The 16971-nt window shown below is 45.4% G+C and carries 19 protein-coding genes; 17 read left to right on the forward strand and 2 right to left on the reverse strand.

Going from position 1 to position 16971, the window contains the following annotated elements:
* Positions 1-320: 320 nt before the first annotated feature.
* From AC1ECB_RS01980 to AC1ECB_RS02040, 13 genes are all read left to right on the forward strand, one after another.
* Positions 321-719 carry an acyl-CoA thioesterase gene (locus AC1ECB_RS01980; RefSeq protein WP_485667226.1) on the forward strand — a complete coding sequence of 133 codons (399 nt, stop codon included), beginning with the start codon at positions 321-323 and terminating at the stop codon, positions 717-719.
* 165 nt (positions 720-884) lie between these two features.
* Positions 885-1427, forward strand: a complete 543-nt coding sequence (locus tag AC1ECB_RS01985) for a hypothetical protein (RefSeq protein ID WP_485667227.1) — start codon at positions 885-887, stop codon at positions 1425-1427.
* A gap of 13 nt (positions 1428-1440) precedes the next feature.
* Entirely contained in the window at positions 1441-2112 is a 672-nt protein-coding gene (locus AC1ECB_RS01990) for a coenzyme F420-0:L-glutamate ligase (RefSeq protein ID WP_485667228.1), read from the forward strand.
* 70 nt (positions 2113-2182) lie between these two features.
* The gene (locus AC1ECB_RS01995; RefSeq protein WP_485667229.1) at positions 2183-3178 is read left to right on the forward strand and encodes a 2-hydroxyacyl-CoA dehydratase family protein; all 996 of its coding nucleotides are present in this window, start codon (positions 2183-2185) and stop codon (positions 3176-3178) included.
* 15 nt (positions 3179-3193) lie between these two features.
* Positions 3194-3952 (forward strand): acyl-CoA dehydratase activase, encoded by a 759-nt coding sequence (locus tag AC1ECB_RS02000; protein ID WP_485667230.1) that lies wholly within the window; start codon positions 3194-3196, stop codon positions 3950-3952.
* Positions 3953-3983: 31 nt separating this feature from the next.
* Positions 3984-5663, forward strand: coding sequence for a hydantoinase/oxoprolinase family protein (locus tag AC1ECB_RS02005; RefSeq protein ID WP_485667231.1), 1680 nt, complete (start codon positions 3984-3986; stop codon positions 5661-5663).
* Positions 5656-6975 carry a histone deacetylase family protein gene (locus tag AC1ECB_RS02010; protein ID WP_485667232.1) on the forward strand — a complete coding sequence of 440 codons (1320 nt, stop codon included), beginning with the start codon at positions 5656-5658 and terminating at the stop codon, positions 6973-6975. The genes AC1ECB_RS02005 and AC1ECB_RS02010 overlap by 8 nt, the downstream gene beginning before the upstream one ends.
* 26 nt (positions 6976-7001) lie before the next feature.
* Positions 7002-7745, forward strand: coding sequence for a ribonuclease PH (gene rph / locus AC1ECB_RS02015; RefSeq protein ID WP_485667233.1), 744 nt, complete (start codon positions 7002-7004; stop codon positions 7743-7745).
* 2 nt (positions 7746-7747) lie between these two features.
* Positions 7748-8356 (forward strand): XTP/dITP diphosphatase, encoded by a 609-nt coding sequence (locus AC1ECB_RS02020; RefSeq protein ID WP_485667234.1) that lies wholly within the window; start codon positions 7748-7750, stop codon positions 8354-8356.
* Positions 8353-8829, forward strand: coding sequence for a metallophosphoesterase (locus AC1ECB_RS02025; RefSeq protein ID WP_485667235.1), 477 nt, complete (start codon positions 8353-8355; stop codon positions 8827-8829). The genes AC1ECB_RS02020 and AC1ECB_RS02025 overlap by 4 nt, the downstream gene beginning before the upstream one ends.
* Before the next feature lie 90 nt (positions 8830-8919).
* The gene (locus AC1ECB_RS02030; protein WP_485667236.1) at positions 8920-9351 is read left to right on the forward strand and encodes an RDD family protein; all 432 of its coding nucleotides are present in this window, start codon (positions 8920-8922) and stop codon (positions 9349-9351) included.
* Positions 9352-9539: 188 nt separating this feature from the next.
* A complete protein-coding gene (locus AC1ECB_RS02035; RefSeq protein ID WP_485667237.1) occupies positions 9540-11765 on the forward strand; it encodes a vitamin B12-dependent ribonucleotide reductase in 2226 nt (741 codons plus the stop codon).
* Between the two features lie 522 nt (positions 11766-12287).
* Entirely contained in the window at positions 12288-12872 is a 585-nt protein-coding gene (locus AC1ECB_RS02040; protein WP_485667238.1) for a DUF6431 domain-containing protein, read from the forward strand.
* A 206-nt stretch (positions 12873-13078) separates the two neighbouring features.
* Here AC1ECB_RS02040 and AC1ECB_RS02045 read toward each other — a convergent pair whose 3' ends face one another.
* Positions 13079-13402, reverse strand: a complete 324-nt coding sequence (locus AC1ECB_RS02045) for a hypothetical protein (protein ID WP_485664417.1) — start codon at positions 13400-13402, stop codon at positions 13079-13081.
* A 34-nt stretch (positions 13403-13436) separates the two neighbouring features.
* A protein-coding gene (locus tag AC1ECB_RS02050; protein WP_485669255.1) for an IS3 family transposase occupies positions 13437-14602 on the reverse strand; the annotation gives its coding sequence in 2 pieces (ribosomal slippage) (positions 13437-14329 and positions 14329-14602; 1167 coding nt in all).
* 75 nt (positions 14603-14677) lie between these two features.
* On the opposite strand from AC1ECB_RS02050, the gene AC1ECB_RS02055 reads away from it, so the two are divergent.
* From AC1ECB_RS02055 to AC1ECB_RS02070, 4 genes are all read left to right on the forward strand, one after another.
* Complete coding sequence (locus AC1ECB_RS02055; protein ID WP_485667239.1) at positions 14678-15526, forward strand: DDE-type integrase/transposase/recombinase; 849 nt, start codon at positions 14678-14680, stop codon at positions 15524-15526.
* A gap of 23 nt (positions 15527-15549) precedes the next feature.
* The gene (locus tag AC1ECB_RS02060) at positions 15550-15894 is read left to right on the forward strand and encodes a transposase (RefSeq protein ID WP_485669256.1); all 345 of its coding nucleotides are present in this window, start codon (positions 15550-15552) and stop codon (positions 15892-15894) included.
* Positions 15887-16057 (forward strand): hypothetical protein, encoded by a 171-nt coding sequence (locus tag AC1ECB_RS02065; RefSeq protein WP_485667240.1) that lies wholly within the window; start codon positions 15887-15889, stop codon positions 16055-16057. The genes AC1ECB_RS02060 and AC1ECB_RS02065 overlap by 8 nt, the downstream gene beginning before the upstream one ends.
* A gap of 167 nt (positions 16058-16224) precedes the next feature.
* A complete protein-coding gene (locus AC1ECB_RS02070; RefSeq protein ID WP_485667241.1) occupies positions 16225-16698 on the forward strand; it encodes a hypothetical protein in 474 nt (157 codons plus the stop codon).
* Positions 16699-16971 lie beyond the last annotated feature (273 nt).

Genomic DNA, 16971 nt, shown 5'->3' on the forward strand with positions numbered 1-16971 from the left:
AAGTACGCAAAGGGTAAAATGTATTGTGGACTATAGCATTACTATTATTTTGGCTGAAGATCAAAAGGCAGCGATAGCGGTTTCTTGTGGGAAATTGTGTATACTTAATTATAGCAGGAGCATGTTAGGGGTGCAATCATAATAGTTAGAGTTTGAAGATCGACCATTCGTCTGCAAAAATCGGTAACACTTGTATATAGAGCAATCCGGCATTGACAATAATGTCCAAGAAAGAGTACAATAAATAAGTAAATTCTTCTACCAGCATGCTGATAGCGTGCTTTTTTATTTACCATCAATTAAGGAATGGGAAAAGGTATATGATTACTGTAAGAGAAAAAGTAAGATTTGTGGAAACCGATATGATGGGGGTGGTACATCACTCTAATTATTTTCGCTGGTTTGAGATGGCCAGGGTTGAGTATTTGCGGCAGGTTGGCGTTTTACTTACTGATATGATGGCCGATGATATTGTTTTTCCAATTACCGGTGTTGACTGCAAGTACCGTGCATCAGCCAGATTTGATGACTATATTCTCATTGAAGCTGTTTTAGCGGAAGCATCCAAAGTAAAACTGGTGTTTACTTACCGTGTTCTTAAAGAAACAGATGGGACACTATTGGCTACGGGGAGTACACAAAATGTGTTTACTAACAACCAGGGAAAAATAATTCGTCTGCCGGACAAGTATTTTAATAAGCTGCATAAGCCTTCTTAAGAAGAAGGTTGGTTGGTGTTGTCGATTACTGGCAGCTACGGTTGCTGCATATTATCTATGTCGCTAAGAGAAACTAATTTGAACAGCGGCGTCATCGTACAGGATTTTAGGGGCTAAGTTGAATAACAGGGTTTCTTGCCGATACCCGGATACGGAGGCTATGGTGTGGGATTTTTAATTTTTTTACTTATTGTTGTGCTAGGGGCAGCTGTTGGCGTGTGGCTGTACATTGCCAAGCAGGGAGATGCCAATTTTAAGTTTATTGTGGACCAACGGACTAATTTTACGCTTACGGGAATAACCAAAGAGACAGCAACCTTTTCAACCACTGTGCCATTTATCAACAATGGCTCACAAGACGGTACGCTGATGGATGTTTTTCCCCGTCACTTTTTGCCTTGTGAACAGTTTGATGCTGTAGACACCGATTCACGCTTGACACTTGATCGTGCCAACCGGAATGATGGTTATTGGGAGGCCTGTATTATTCCTGTGACTACTGGTGGATCAATTATTTTAACAGTAAAATTTACTGCCAAGTCAGGGGACATTAGGGCCGTGCTCAAAGACATGGTGGATATGCCGATTGATATTGTATATCAGGTAGTCGCTCGTAGTCTCTGGTATATTGCTAAAGAGCGCTTGATTATGACAGCTGATGAAATACATAAGGCACTTGCTGCTAGTGAAGGTGCTGCAGCCAGATAGGAGGAAACAGAATATGACTGAGCAGGCATTAGAACTAAAACCAGTACCTACTCGTATACTTACTGATAAAGATAACATTGTTGATGTGATTGAGAAATATGTCAAAGAGGATATTGGTCCGCAGGATGTGGTATCGGTAGCTGAAAGCGTTGTCGCGATTACCCAGGGACGCTTTGTCCGACCGGAAGAATTGCAGCCGTCACTGCTGGCCCGGGTACTTTGCCGGTTTATCGCGAAAGAAGGCAGCCTGGCAAGCGCCTACGGTATGCAGACAGCCATGAATGCAGAAGGCAGTTGGCGGATAACCTGGGCTTTATTTGTTGGTTTTCTAGGTAAATTGGTGGGGCGAAGCGGCCTGTTCTATGAATTGGCAGGTGGACAAACGGCCTTGATTGACGATGTTACCGGTACGATGCCCCCCTTTGATAAGTGTTTGGTATATGGACCGGCTGATCCCAATGGAGTGGCTGAAGCCATAAAACAGCGTTTAGGCTGTTATGGAGCTGTTGTTGCTGATGTCAATGACCTGAAGCGGGCGGCAGTATTGGGAGCGACCCAAGGATTAGTTCCGAAGGAGATTGCCCAAATCCTTATTAATAACCCTTTTGGGAATGCCAGTCAAAAAACGCCGATCGTTATTATTAAAAACTATGGTTTAGCTGTACAAAAAACCGTCGCACAATAACTTGAACTTTTTCACAGACAGAGGGTAGACTTACTATCCTCTGTCTTAAATATCTGGGAGGCGGATTACTATGGCTCGCATCGGCATAACGACTACTGTGCCGGTTGAGATTATTTTGGCAGCAGGGCATATTCCTGTTGATCTTAACAATATATTTATTACTAGCCCTGCGGCCGGTCGCATGGTGGAAACAGCCGAGGAGGCTGGATATCCCCGGAATATTTGTGGCTGGATAAAGGGATTATATGCAGTGATGGTAAATAAGGAATTTAACGCCAGTTTTGGCGGTATAGATAAAGTTATTGCTGTTACGCAAGGCGATTGCAGTAATACCCATGCCCTGATGGAGACTTACCAATTGGCCGGCATTGAAACCATTCCGTTTGCGTATCCGTTTGATCGCGATTATGATCTATTGAAACTGCAAATGGAAAAACTGATGGCTACATTAGGGACAAACTGGGAGGCGGTTTATGGCGTCAAGCGCCAGTTGGACAAACTCCGTCTTAACGTAGCAGAGATTGATCGACGTACTTGGCAGGAAAATACCGTGAGCGGTTTATACAACCATTTGTATCAGGTAAGCTGCAGTGATTTTAATAGTGATACTGAGACGTTTGCCAGTGATGTCGATAGTTTTTTGCAACAAGCAGACAATGCTTCAGAGTATACCGACGACCTGAGATTGGGCTTTATCGGTGTGCCGCCTATTTTTACTGATTTATACCCTTATTTAGAAACGATGGGAGCAAGAATAGTATATAACGAGGTGCAACGGCAGTTTGCTATGCCATTTGCCACAGACGATATTGTTGAGCAATATCGCCTGTATACATATCCCTATGGTGTGTTTGGCCGGATTAATGATATTGAGACTGAAATTGAACGGCGTAATCTGGATGGTCTGATTCACTATGTACAGAGTTTTTGTTTTCGTCAAATTGAGGACATGATTTTTCGGGAAAAACTTACGATACCTATTTTGACAATTGAAGGCGACAAGCCTGGAAAAATAGATGCCAGAACCAGACTGCGAATGGAAAGCTTTTTGGAAATGCTGCGTTAAGATGGGAGGATGACTATGCGCTGTGGTATAGATTTGGGCAGTCGTAGTGTTAAGATAGTCATGATGGATGACGCAAAACAGCTTAAGACAGCAAGCATCTACGAAACAGCCAAATTTTATCGTGATTATGGCCAGCGGACTGATTCGGGGCTGGTAGTCGATTTTGCTGCTATCGGATATTTGGATGTTACTCATCTTACAGCCACTGGTTATGGACGCAATACGATCGATATTGTCGGTGCAACCATCATTCCTGAGCTAAAGGCCCATATGCTGGGCGCGATATCGCAGACGGGGTTAACTGATTTTACGTTGCTGGATTTAGGCGGTCAGGATAGTAAGGTAATCAAGGTCCGCAAAGGGCGAATGGTAGACTTTCAGACCAATGACAAATGCGCCGCAAGTACTGGACGTTATTTGGAGAATATGGCAGGGGTGCTTGATATCAGTTTGGAGGAGTTGGCAGGCTATAGCGCTAATCCAGTGGAACTTAGCGCCACCTGTGCCATCTTCGGCGAATCAGAACTGATCGGGCGGATTGTTGAGGGCTATAGCACCGCTGCGTTGGCAGCCGGGGTAAACTATACCATTTTTAAACGGATAAAACCCATGCTTGTGGCCCTGAAGAGCGATAAACTTGTTTTTACCGGCGGCGTTGCCCTTGGTGGCGCTATCAAGGAATTTATTACCCGGGAAATGGACATCGAGGTTATTGTGCCTGAGCATCCCCAACTTAACGGCGCCATCGGCTGCGCTGTATACACTGGCAAATAGCTGATCCCAAATGGTTTGGAGGCGAAGAATTATGTTGCTGGGAATTGATGTGGGCGGGACATTTACTGATGCTGTAGTTATCCAGGATGGTCATGTTTTGGCTTCTGCCAAGACGCCGACGACACATGGCGAATTGTTAGCAGGGATTATAACGGTTATTGACAAGGTGCTTACCAATATCGATCGAGTTGCCATTCGGCGGGTGGCTTTGTCAACAACCATTGTGACTAATGCCCTGATAGAAGGAAAAATCGACCAGGTAGCTTTGTTGCTGCTGCCAGGTCCGGGGCTTAATCTGGAGGGGCTGACACCAGGACAGCCACATTTCTTGTCAGGCTATACCGATCACCGGGGCCGGGAACAAGCGGCACTTGTCAAGCAAGAAGTAGTTACTGTCTGTCACGAGCTTGGCGGTATGCAAGCCGCGGCCGTTGTGGGCAAGTTTGCAGTGCGCAATCCGGCGCAGGAGCAGCAGGTAGCCGGTTGGGTTCAGGAATACCTAAAACCTGCTCAGATAACCTCAGGAGCTGAGTTATCTGGTTCACTAAACTACCTCCGGCGGATCAACTCGGCATATTATAACTCGGCGGTATGGCGTATCTTTACCAACTTTGCGGCAGCCATCGAAACAGCCATTGTGGAACGAGGGATTGCTGCTCCTGTTTATATTTTAAAAGCCGATGGCGGCACCTTGCCGCTGCCCGCAGCTCAAAATAGGCCGGTAGAAACCATCTTTACCGGACCGGCAGCCAGTGTGTTAGGCATTATGGCGCTGGCTAATCCGGCGGAATCGGCCATTTCATTAGATATTGGCGGTACAAGTACCGATATTGCTTTGTGGCAAAATGGCGTGCCCTTGTTGGCTCCGGGCGGCGCCAGTGTCAACAATTATCCTACGGCAGTACGCTCGTTCTGGCTATGCTCAGTGGGGATTGGCGGCGATAGTTATGTCCGCCGTCGTGAAGACACTGGCTTGCTGGTCGGTCCTATGCGCCGCGGCCCTGCTATGGCCAGCGGTGGTGCAGAACCTGCTGTAACCGATGCACTGCGGGTTGCCGGGCTGATTGATTACGGCGACGAGGCGCTGGCCAGACAGGCCATGGCTAGTGTGGCTGCTAGTAACCAAACTCCGGAAGATGCTGCCTGGGAGACCTTACGGGTGGCAGTCAATACGGTGTGTCAGGCGATAGGCACTATGCTGAGTGAACAGGCCGCAAGACCTGTGTATAAAGTGGAAGATATTGTTCATGGTGAGGCATTTACCCCGGAACTGCTTATTGGTGTTGGCGGTGCGGCGAAAGGCCTGGCACCACTGGTTGCCGAGCAGCTTAGTATCCCCTGGCAAGTACCACCCGGTCATATGGTGGCAAATGCTATCGGCGCGGCCTCTGCCCGGCCGACGACAGAGATTACGCTCAGAGCAGACAGTGCCGAGGGCTATTATACGGTGCCGGAGCTAGGCATCAAGCAGTCGGTGGACAAACGCAAGTTTAATTTGGCAGCTGCCTGGACGGCGGCCGAAGCCCATCTCGCGCAGCGCGCGGCCGCAGGCGGTATAACTGACGCTGCACAGGTAAGTGAACGAGTGTATGAAGAAGAATTTAATGTCATTCGCGGCTTTAACACTATCGGCAAAATCATGACTTGCAAGCTGCAGTTAAAACCAGGTGTGCTCATGCCGGTACAGGCGGGGGAGGCAGGAAATGAATAATAAATCATTGGGATTAGTTTTCTTTCCGGCTTTTGACTGGGCGATTACCCCGTCACATCCGGAACGGGAAGAACGCCTGCTCTATACGCGGGATCAGATTGTTGAAGAAGGATTGTTGGATTTACCTGCTATCAGGGAGTACCGCCCTAAGCTGGCAACAATCCAGGACGCGCAGCGTGTCCATATTGGTGTGCCGGATATCGCTTCCCTCATTACCGACGCCCATCTCGTGTCGGCAGGCGGGGCCATAACCGCGGCCGAAGCCGTGATGCGCCGGGAAGTAACAAATGCATTTGCCCTGGTACGTCCTCCCGGACATCACGCCATGCGGGTAGTGCAGGGTACGCGGGGCTTTTGCACCATCAATATTGAAGCTATCATGATAGAGTACTTGCGCCGGCATTACGGACTTAACCGTATTGCCATTGTTGATACTGATGTTCACCACGGGGATGGGACGCAGGATATTTTTTATCATGATCCAGACACCTTGTTTATCTCCTTTCATCAAGACGGACGGACACTCTACCCCGGAACGGGAGCTGTGACAGAGCTCGGTAGTCCAAGTGCACTCTGCTCAACCATTAATATCCCGTTGCCACCGGGCACCACAGATGATGGCCTTCACTATGTGCTGGATAACCTTGTTCTGCCTGTACTGGAAGATTTTCAGCCAGACATTATTATTAACTCAGCCGGGCAGGATAATCATTATAGTGATCCGCTTGCTAATATGGCTATTACGGCGCAGGGGTATGCCCGGTTAGCTGAGAAGCTAAACGCTGATATTGCTGTGCTCGAAGGTGGCTACTCAATTGAAGATGCGCTGCCATACGTCAATACCGGCATTATTCTGGCTATGGCCGGTCTGGATTATAGCCGGGTGGTAGAGCCTGACATTGCCCGTTGTCCGCGGCAATCGGCGGCTAACACCCGGTATATTGCTCAATTAGTTACCAATTGGCAGGACATCTGGCGTCAGCGGGATGAGCTTAGGCGTGAGGCAGTAGCCCAGGCCGGAGACTTTTGGCAGCGGCGGCGCAGCATTTATTATGATGATAGCGGTATTCAAGAGCATCAGCAAGAGACTGTAAGAATCTGTCCTCACTGCCACGGTTATCAGACGGTTGCGACAGAGGCTGAGGGCAATTCGTTTGGAGTTAAAACAGCATTTGCCGCCATGATTCCCAGAAATAGTTGCAGCACCTGCCGGAGCCAGGCGCGGGATGCTGTACATAAAGCGAAACAAGAAGGTCAATATGACTACTGCATCCTCCAGGACAAAGAATTGGATACACTAGAACAAATCTAAGAATAGCTATAATTAAGGAGGCCATTATGATCAGAGCAGACGGACGTGCAACCAATGAATTGAGAAAAGTAAAAATAACTCGTAATTATTTAAAATATGCCGAGGGGTCTGTACTTGTTGAATTCGGTGATACCAAGGTTATTTGTGCAGCTACCATTGAAGAAAAAGTGCCGCCATTTCTGAAAGGTTCCGGCGAGGGCTGGGTAAGTGCCGAGTATTCCTTACTGCCCCGTTCTACTCAAAGCCGCAATGTCAGAGAAGCAGCCAGAGGGAAGCAGACAGGCCGTACTCATGAAATTCAGCGCTTAATCGGCCGGGCCTTACGGAGTGTTATTGATCTTAAGGCTTTGGGGGAAAAGACGATATGGCTGGATTGTGATGTTGTGCAAGCCGATGGCGGTACCCGGACTGCCGCCATAACCGGGGCGTTTGTAGCACTTGTAGACGCCATTAACAGTATTTGGGGCGAAAGTACAAAGCCGTTTCCGGTTAAAGACTTTTTAGCTGCAATTAGTGTGGGCATCTTGCCTGCAGGCGTGTATCTCGATCTTTGCTATAGCGAAGATTCCACAGCTATTGTTGACCTGAACCTGGTTATGACCGGGAGTGGGCAATTTGTTGAAGTGCAGGGAACTGGAGAGAAAGGAACTTTTTCCCAGGAACAGCTAAATGAGATGCTGGCAGTTGCCAGTCAGGGTATTGAGGTTTTACTTGATATTCAAAAAGAAACACTGGGGCCGGTATCGTGGAAAGTAGGCCGGGAGGGATAACGTTGGAAAAAACGATAACCGAAATTATTGTGGCTACCCAAAATGCTGGTAAGGTTGCTGAATTTAAGGCAGCACTAAACGGCTTGCCTTATAAGGTGTTATCTTTAGCCGATTTAGGAAAGTTCCCGGAAGCGCCTGAACAAGGGGAAACCTTTGCAGAAAACGCCAGTTCCAAAGCACAGTTTTATGCGCGTTTAACAGGCAAGCTGTGTCTGGCTGATGATTCCGGCTTGGAAGTGGACTATCTAAAAGGCGAACCAGGGGTCTACTCTGCCAGGTATGCCGGCGAAAACGCCAGTGATCAGGACAATAACGAAAAGCTGCTTGAACAGTTGATTGGTGTACCACCAGAAAAGCGTACAGCCCGGTTCCGTTGTGTATTAGTACTTGCGGATGCCGAAAAGCTGTGGTATAAGGCTGATGGTACAGTGGAAGGCATTATCCTAACTGAAGCGCGCGGAACTAATGGTTTTGGCTATGATCCGCTGCTCTTTGTTCCCGAAATGGACCGCACCTTTGCCGAGATGTCGCCGGAAGAAAAAAATAAAATCAGCCACCGTGGTCGGGCGTTGAAAAAATTAGTAACGCAACTGGCGGACCAGGAAAAATGAGAATCGGTGTTGTCAGTGATACTCATGGCGACATAGCTATACTGAAAAAAGTGATTGCCGCCGCTGGTCCGGTTGAGCAATGGTTTCATGCCGGTGACTACTATCAGGACGGTTTGCGGTTAGCAGAACTAACCGGCCTGCCGGTAACCGTTGTTGCCGGTAATTGTGACCGGACAAATGCTGCATTAGCCGATGAATATGTCGAGGTTGCCGGTAAAACTATCTGGATAACTCATGGTCATCGTTATGATGTAAAGCATGGAATGGCGCAACTAGCCTTTTGGGGAAAAGAGTATGCTGCCAGTGTAGTCGTTTTTGGTCATACTCATATTCCGTATAACAAGTGGCATGAAGGTATTTTGCTGCTTAATCCCGGCAGCCTCAGATTACCCCGGGGTGGCTCAGATCCGAGTTTTGCCATTTTGGAGATAAAGGAAAACGCTGCAATAGAAGGAACGATAATCGAGCTATAACCTCGCTGCCATAAGCGGGGGTTTCTTTTTTCACTTACTTGAACTGTGGCGCATATATTACTACATCAGGGCAAATAGGAGGTGAAAAACGTGGATATACCAGATAACACTACTATTCCTGCCAGGGGGGCGGGTGTGGGTATTCGCGCTTTGTCAACAATTATGGATGGGATTATCTTAATTGTTATCGGCGGGGTACTAGCCGCGGTGCTGGGCAGTGATTTTAGCAATGGCCACGTCAGTGGCACATATTATCTTTGGTCACTCGTTGTTGGTTTCTGTTACTACACTTATTTTGAAGGCAAGACAGGTGCCACACCTGGCAAAATGCTGTGTGGTCTTCGCGTCGAAAAAAGCGATGGCACAGCCTGTGACATTTCGGCTGCTGCCATGCGCACTGCTTGTCGGATTATCGATGGCTTATTTGCTTATTTAGTAGCTGCAATATTTGTATGGTCATCAGAGCGCAATCAGCGATTAGGAGATAAGCTGGCTGGGACTGTGGTGGTTAGAGTTAAGTAAAAGGTACGATAAGGGGCAATACTGGCTTGCACTTGGCTCAAGGCTCTGTGTAAGCCGTGGCCTTTTTATGAGTTTTGGACTCCTTAAAGAGCCAAAAAAATCTTGACGGGTTTACTGATAATATATACAATATATAGTATCGAATATGGATAGTAACACTAAATATTGTGTTATACCAGGGGGTTATTATGAGTTTATCAGCTAATGCTATTAAGGTTCTTGAAAAACGGTATTTGTCGAAAGATGAAAATGGTCAGCTGTTAGAAGATGTTAACGGGATGTTCCACAGAGTTGCTAAAGCTGTCGCCGGTGCAGATGCTGCGTATGTTTCAGCAGCCGAGCTGCAGGCTCTTGAGACTGAATTCTATGAAATGATGTCTGGTCTGGAGTTTCTGCCAAATTCGCCAACACTTATGAATGCCGGCAGGCCTTTGGGACAATTAAGCGCTTGTTTTGTACTGCCGATAGAAGACACAATGGAAGATATATTTGAAACAATAAAAAATGCGGCCATGATTCATAAAAGCGGTGGCGGAACAGGTTTTAGTTTTTCAAGATTACGGCCTAAAGGTGCGGCAGTGAATTCCACAGGTGGAGTTGCCAGTGGTCCGATTAGCTTTATGAAAGTTTTTAATGCTGCGACAGAAGCGGTAAAGCAGGGTGGTACGAGAAGAGGCGCCAATATGGGGATTCTTAGAGTCGATCATCCTGATATCATGGATTTCATCACTTGTAAAAAAGACAACGCCGATATTACAAATTTTAATATTAGTGTTGGAATCACGGAAGAATTTATGAAAGCGGTAGAAGAGAATAAAGAATATGAAATAATAGATCCTCATTATAAGACAGCTGTCGGAAAACTAAACGCAAGAGAAGTATTTGATGTAATTGTGGACATGGCCTGGAGTAATGGCGAACCTGGAATCATATTTTTGGACAGGCTTAATCAGGCCAATGTAACACCTGCTCTGGGAGAATTTGAGAGCACCAACCCGTGTGGTGAACAGCCGCTGCTTCCTTATGAAGCCTGCAATCTTGGCTCGATAAATTTGAGTTTGATGATAAAGAATACGAACCAGCCTGAGGTCGACTTTGAACGAATTGGCACTGTTGTTAAAAAAGCGGTTCATTTTTTGGACAATGTCATTGATGTGAATAAATACCCCCTACCCGAAATTGATGAGATGACCAAAAGCACCAGAAAGATTGGCCTAGGTGTTATGGGGTGGGCAGACCTGCTTTGTCAATTACATATCCCCTATAATTCGCAGCAGGCCCTGGAACTTGCCGAGCAGGTGATGGGCTTCATTCAGGAGCAAGCAAGAAAAACGTCAATAGAATTAGCCGAACGAAAAGGTGTGTTTCCGCAGTTTGAGAACAGCAGCTATCAGCAGCAGGGGATTAGGCTGCGCAATGCAACCACAACCACAATAGCACCAACAGGCACGTTAAGCATCCTTGCCGGTGTTTCCAGCGGTATTGAACCCTTGTTTGCTTTATCATATATAAGAAATGTTATGGATAATGACGAATTAATCGAAACAAATCCATTTTTCAAGCAAGCTGCCATAAAGGGTCAATTCTATACTGATGAATTAATGCGGATAATTGCCCAAAAAGGAACAATAAAAGGGTTGACCGAAATACCGGAATATCTGCAGGACGTTTTTGTTACCGCCCATGACATTTCCCCGGAATGGCATGTGAAAATGCAGGCAGCATTTCAAAAATATACAGATAATGCTGTCTCGAAGACCGTGAATCTCAGTAGTAAGGCAACTAGGGAAGATGTTGCCGATGTGTTTAACTTAGCCTATCAGACTGGCTGCAAAGGGGTAACAATCTATCGGGATGGCAGCCGGGATTCGCAGGTGCTTAATATCGGTAAAGTTAATGTCAAAGAAACAACCGAACAGGAAAATACCCTTGTTGACACAAAAAAAGGCTTTTTTGCACCAAGATCCAGACCGGATATCACTACCGGCTTTACGGAAAAAGTCAAAATAGGCTGTGGTTCGATATTCATTACGGTAAATTATGATCAGCACGGCATCTGCGAGGTTTTCACCAACACCGGCCGGGCAGGCGGCTGCCCGTCGCAATCTGAGGCTACGGCCAGGCTGGTTTCGATCGCATTACGCTCCGGCATGGATGTAAATTCGATAATTGATCAGCTAAAAGGAATACGGTGCCATTCCACAATCAGGCAAAATGACTTGAAGGTATTATCCTGTCCTGATGCTATTGGTAGGGTTATCGAAAAGGTAATGAAATACCAAAGTGGCGAGAAAGTTGAAGTAGATAATAGCTGCAGCATATCCAGCAATGCCTGTCCGGAATGCGGCAAGGTGCTTGAATATGAAAGCGGCTGCGTAATTTGTAGGAATTGCGGGTTTAGTAAGTGCGGGTGAGAAAAGCAAATCCTTCATAGTGAGTCGTAGGGGGCTGTGGAAAGCTTAGAGATAAGTATTCCACAGCTTTTTTTGTGCTTTATTGAACTGGAATTTTCCAAGCAAGTTTTAAGGTTAAATTCTAAATAATTATCAAAAACAACAATGATATCTAAAAATCCTGCAAATTTTTGCAGGATTTTTAGATTTTATGGTAAACAGTAACAATAAAAGTATTATTATCCATAACCCAAGTTTGGCGTAAAAATTTTCCAGAACCAAGCGTAGTGTAGTGCGCCGAGTTGTTTTTACCCGGCATAGCCCAAATACTGCAAATTGTTTTCCTTTGCTATCCTTCAGCCCGATAATATCCTGTTATAAATATCGTCACATTATCATCGGTTCATATTGACCTGTCATTTTTAATTCTGTATCATTATATAAAAAGATTGGACATAAAAAGAGAAAGAGTCCGTTTCGCTGCCCGCCAAACACTCTTTCTCTTTGAGTATGCGTACGAAATACGCATCATACCTAGAAATTATGATAAGAGTATTTTCGGTTTTTTGCAAGCTAAATTTTAAAAAACTTTTTGCCAAGGACTTGTTTCTGGCTGCTATGCAGGACTTTTCATATGTGAAAATGCCCTGTCCTTTTTGTGGAGCAAAACATCCGGTTTGGTCCTATCACGATTCCTATCAGCGTTATCTCATTTCTTTCGAAGGGGGCAGCACCGTTACGCATGAGATAGACATTTCCAGAATTATTTGTTCCTCTTGTAACCATACTCATGCAATTCTTCCGGAAGTCGTTATTCCGTATAGTTCCTACAGTCTCCCTTTCGTCATCCAAGTCTTGCGCGACTTTTATTTATCCCATTTGACAGTTCATGCACTTTGTAACAAGTATCAAATTGCCCCTTCGACGCTTTATGCCTGGAAGCGTCTTTTTCTTATTCACAAAGCGCTCTGGCTCGGCATTCTTGAGAATATTTACCAAACTGCTATTGATTTCTTATCTTCAATGCCATCCATTAACACATCTACCGACCTTGGTTCTTTTTTTGAGCAGCATGGTCATTCTTTTCTTCAAGGCGTTTCTAAAACCGCATTTTTAAGTTCTGCTTGATTGAATCCCAATCAAGGTTTCTCCTTCTCACATACTTCCGTAATAGCCTCCGACCTATTGGTGTATTATCATGATTCTCGGAGGTGTATTCAATATGAAAAGACAATTTGATCCAAATTCAGCCATTGAGACGGCATACTGGGGCGTCCCCCGCAAAATAGACAGGAAAAACCCAAGAATTTCTCAATATCTCAAAGCCATGCTCATTATTTCAACAAAGTCACTAACTTTTTTCGTATCGACGCGATAATTTTCCTGATTTCGCTACGACTCATCCCGGCTAAATCGAGATCAAATTCTATGTCGTCTACGAATATGTCGCCCATGGCCCAAATGTCCGACTTCTTTATCGTCCAACCTTTGATAAACTTGTGCTTGGGAGGCGATCCGGCCTGACGATAAGATTCAAGTAGCTTGAAATCAAACGCCGTATCGGTTTTGAGCTTGCGTTTTATTGTTCGTATAAACATGATAACAACCTCTTGTGAAATATAGTCACTACAGCCGATGTTTATAGTCACTACAATCATCAGTCTCTACATTCGCAATGTTTTGCACAATTGCCTACGCCGCCAAGGCGATTGAATAATATTCTTCCGGAGTTAGATAGCCGTTGGTTTCATGCAAGCGCTGTCGGTTGTAAAATATTTCAACATATTCAAAGACGGCAGCTCTTGCCTCATCTCTTGTCTTAAACCGATGCTCATTGAGCCATTCGTATTTCATTTTCCCCCAGAATGACTCCATTGGCGCGTTGTCCCAGCAGTTTCCCTTCCGCGACATACTGCAAGTGAACTTATATCTTTTCAGCAGCTTTTGGTAGTCGTGGGAGCAGTACTGGCTGCCTCGATCCGAATGAAGTAATACGTTTTCTGGCCGGCCCACCCGAAAATAAGCGCTCTTCAAAGCGTTTATCACTAGTTCTTTCGTCATTCTATCCCCCATAGATAAGCCTACTATCTTCTGTCCGCAAAGATCCATTATTCCAGCAACATATAGCCAACCTTCCTCAGTCCATACATAGGTAATATCGCTTACCATCTTCTGATTAGGTTTTTCTGCTGTGAACTCACGATTTAAGAGGTTTTCAGCTACCGGCAGGGTATGGTTAGAATTCGTAGTGGCCTTAAACTTCCTGGCTACTTTCGAGCGGATTCCTTCTTGTTTCATGATTCGTTCGACCCGCTTATGGTTTACATGATTGCCGAGTCGTCGTAGTTCCCGGGTCATCTTCCGGCTGCCACAGGTCCGATTCTTTCTTTCATGAATTTCTTTGATTTTTTCAGCTAATGCTTGATTTTCAAGCGTTCTATTGCTTGCCGGGCGTTTTTCCCATGCGTAATAAGCGCTTCTTGCAACAAAGAGCACTTCACATAGCTTCGCTACCCGATATTCATGGCGGTGTTCTGCGATAAACTCGAACCTTTTTACTTGAGGTTCTTGGCGAAGTACTGCGCCGCCTTTTTTAAAATCTCATTTTCCTCCCGCAGCTCACGAATTTCTCGTTCCAGCTTACGCATCTTTTCATCATCGTCGCTGAGCTTGCCGCTGCCGGGAAAAGGATTTACCGGTTTTTCACGGTGCCGCTTTATCCATCCGTGCATCGTATTTTCATTAACCCCAAGATCAGCAGCCACTTTAGCGACCGATTCACCCGTCTGCTCCAATCGTCGAATTGCTTCCATCTTATATTCTGCGCTGTACTTCTTAGCTTGCTTCATCTTTTCTATCCCCTCTCTGATATCAGTATACTATGTGTTTCTACTGTCCATCAAACGGGGTACGCGGCATACTTCAGATTTGCTTTGATTGCTCCTGTCATCCAAAGCATATTTTCTGACCCCACCAAAACCGCGTACTACCGCAGGGTTACTGAAAACGATCTGACACTCCCAAGCGGCAAGACCATTCGCTACAACCCTAAAACCCTTGAAAAATGGGAAGAGTATTACAAGAAAATGGGCATGGATGGTCTTATGCCAAGACAACGTTCTGATTCTGGAAAGACCCGTGTACTCAACGATTCTGCTATTGATGAAATCTATCGCCTCAAAGAAAAGTTCCCCAGGATTAACGCTACCCTCATTTACCACAAGCTCGTTGAAGACGGCTTCCTCAACCAGTCGCAGGTGTCACTTTCCTCCGTCCAGCGTTTCATCAAACATAATGACTTGAAGTCAGCCGTTAATCCCAATCAGAAGGATCGCAAAGCTTTTGAGGAAGCTTACCCGGGCGCTATGTATCAGGCCGACACCTGCTACACATCCTACATCCGCGAAGATGGCAAGCTTCGGCGTACTTATCTCATTCATGTTGTAGATGACCATTCCCGCCTAATCGTAGGCGCACGTTTCTTTTATGAAGACAATGCATTCAACTTCCAATTGGTTTTAAAGGAAGCCATTGCACGTTATGGACTTTGTATCAAACTGTATCTCGACAACGGTTCTACCTATGCTAATGAACAGCTTAGTCTGATTTGCGGCTCCCTCGGTATTGTCAAACTTCATACACCAGTCAGGGATGGAAGTTCAGGGACGGTTCCGTTGCTTCCTTTCTTCTTTTATGTTAAACTGGAGAAAAAAGATGGCGGAGGGAGAAAATCCCAAGGGATGCAAGAAAGAAAAGTAATAGCGGAATCTATCATGTTATAGTAAGGGGAATCAACCGTCAGGATATATTTCACGAAGAGGAAGACTATACAAAGTACTTAGAAGGACTGAAGCGAGCGCAAGACATAAGTAAATTTGAGATATATGGATATTGCCTAATGAGTAATCATGTACATTTGTTGCTGCATGAAAAAGTAGAGAGTTTGGAGTTAATAATGAAGCGTGTAGGAGTTAGCTATGCTAGTTGGTATAACAAAAAGCAGGAGCGGGTCGGGCATGTATTTCAAGATCGGTATAAGAGTGAACCTATAAACAGTGACGCATATTTGCTAAGCGTGTTGAGATATATACATAATAATCCAGTAAACACAACTGGTATTGCAGGCAGAAGACTATATGTGGATGAATAAAAAGCTGGCGCTAATTCGGTTGAACGAAATTATTATGGAGCAAAATATTGCCCAAGAGCTGCTGCTGAAACAAACAATGTGGATTCAACACGAATTACTGGAGCGGGGAAAATCGGTCAGGGTTTATGAAGGGATGGAATTTAAACTGCATAAAGCAGATTAATGAAGGGTCCATTAGAAAACCCGGCTAACGTCGGGTCTTTGGTGAAAGCGTTAGCCGATGGTTGTACTTATCCAGTTGAAAATTTGACGCTATATACCAGTAGGCAAACAATTGTAGTGATGCTAGAATGAGACTTGATATTGGGTTATAAGTTAAGGAGGTTTACTATGCGAGTTTCGCTGTTGCTTGTATTATTCATTTTTTTTACATGTGGCATTGTACAAGCTGCGGAGAATTCTATGGCGGTTACTATACCTGTGTTTACAAAGCACTTTCCTAGTTCAAGTCCTGATTTGAATGAACATAATCATGGGTTTGGATTGGAGTATATATTACGAAAAGATGTTGTCGTAACGGCTGGATTATTTAACAACTCCCTTAGAAAACATACCTTTTATGTAGGCGGTATATATACGCCATTTCGTGTAGTAGGGTTACATACTGGCGTTGTCATAGGTCTTGATTTAAGTGGAGGATATAATTCAGTCAATCCGGTAAAACCTATCATTGGAGCCTTACACTTTACTACTGGCAATGAGTCTCCGGTTGGATTCAATATCGACGTCCTGCCAGGCGGTGGAAATAAAAATGGTAATGTGGTGTATGGAGCCGCAGCTATTTCTATGAAGTATTCATTCTGATATCAAATTTTGCCGTTTGATCCGATACACGCGATCTGTTTCTAGAGAAGTTCGGGGACGGTTCTGTGCGCCAAGAAGCGCACAGAGTATAGCGGGTGGGAGTCCCGCCTGAGAAGGCTTAGCCAGCCACTCAGTATCTAGCCTTGGGACTGAAGCGGTAACGCCAGGTCTAAGCGTAGGCAAGAAAGGTAGTAGGCCGAAAGCGAGAGCTGAAGATGTAGAGCCCCGAAATCCCCAAATGGGTAGGTCGATGCCTTAGAACCAGCAGAAGAC

This window comes from Sporomusa sp. 246TCP1 (assembly GCF_057319775.1).

Coding starts and splice junctions, on each gene's coding strand:
- AC1ECB_RS01980 (WP_485667226.1), top strand. CDS start 321: ATGATTACTGTAAGAGAAAAAGTAAGATTTGTGGAAACCGATATGATG.
- AC1ECB_RS02035 (WP_485667237.1), top strand. CDS start 9,540: ATGAGTTTATCAGCTAATGCTATTAAGGTTCTTGAAAAACGGTATTTG.
- AC1ECB_RS02005 (WP_485667231.1), top strand. CDS start 3,984: ATGTTGCTGGGAATTGATGTGGGCGGGACATTTACTGATGCTGTAGTT.
- AC1ECB_RS02070 (WP_485667241.1), top strand. CDS start 16,225: ATGCGAGTTTCGCTGTTGCTTGTATTATTCATTTTTTTTACATGTGGC.
- AC1ECB_RS02000 (WP_485667230.1), top strand. CDS start 3,194: ATGCGCTGTGGTATAGATTTGGGCAGTCGTAGTGTTAAGATAGTCATG.
- AC1ECB_RS02065 (WP_485667240.1), top strand. CDS start 15,887: ATGAATAAAAAGCTGGCGCTAATTCGGTTGAACGAAATTATTATGGAG.
- AC1ECB_RS02045 (WP_485664417.1), bottom strand. CDS start 13,402: ATGATTGTAGTGACTATAAACATCGGCTGTAGTGACTATATTTCACAA.
- AC1ECB_RS01995 (WP_485667229.1), top strand. CDS start 2,183: ATGGCTCGCATCGGCATAACGACTACTGTGCCGGTTGAGATTATTTTG.
- AC1ECB_RS01990 (WP_485667228.1), top strand. CDS start 1,441: ATGACTGAGCAGGCATTAGAACTAAAACCAGTACCTACTCGTATACTT.
- AC1ECB_RS02010 (WP_485667232.1), top strand. CDS start 5,656: ATGAATAATAAATCATTGGGATTAGTTTTCTTTCCGGCTTTTGACTGG.
- rph (WP_485667233.1), top strand. CDS start 7,002: ATGATCAGAGCAGACGGACGTGCAACCAATGAATTGAGAAAAGTAAAA.
- AC1ECB_RS02025 (WP_485667235.1), top strand. CDS start 8,353: ATGAGAATCGGTGTTGTCAGTGATACTCATGGCGACATAGCTATACTG.
- AC1ECB_RS02040 (WP_485667238.1), top strand. CDS start 12,288: ATGATAAGAGTATTTTCGGTTTTTTGCAAGCTAAATTTTAAAAAACTT.